This window comes from Mesorhizobium sp. M1C.F.Ca.ET.210.01.1.1 (assembly GCF_004791585.1).
Lineage (GTDB): Bacteria > Pseudomonadota > Alphaproteobacteria > Rhizobiales > Rhizobiaceae > Mesorhizobium.
The window spans coordinates 1-347 of sequence record NZ_SRUU01000149.1 but is presented as its reverse complement, the minus strand read 5'-3'; the positions used below and the strand labels follow the sequence as shown (position 1 = coordinate 347).

The following is a 347-nucleotide window of genomic DNA, read 5'->3' as shown; positions in this document are numbered from 1 at the left end:
GATGCCGCTGGCGCCGAGCTCGGCCGAGATGGCGGCGAAGGTCTTGAACCAGTCGACATAGTAGCGGCGCACGTCGGCATCGGGATGGCCGAAATGGTTGAGCCTGCCATAGGGGCCGGTCATGCACGACGTGACGCGCACGCCAGTACGATCCAAAGCGGCGCGGAATAGGCGGATGAATTTCGCGATCGTCGCCGCCGGCCAGCCCGGATTGACGAACTCATGCGTGAGCTGGACATCCCTGATGCCGATGCCATAGGCGATCGCGTCGATCAGGTCGTCGGGATCGGCGAAGCGGTTGACCAGCGGATTGGTGTTGAGGGACAGCGTGAAAGCCATGGCTTCAC

1 pseudogene is annotated in these 347 nt (G+C 63.1%); it reads right to left on the bottom strand.

The window, feature by feature from the left end:
- Positions 1 to 339, bottom strand: a pseudogene (locus tag EN853_RS33335) (erythrose 4-phosphate dehydrogenase); the annotation flags it as partial.
- Positions 340 to 347: the final 8 nt, after the last annotated feature.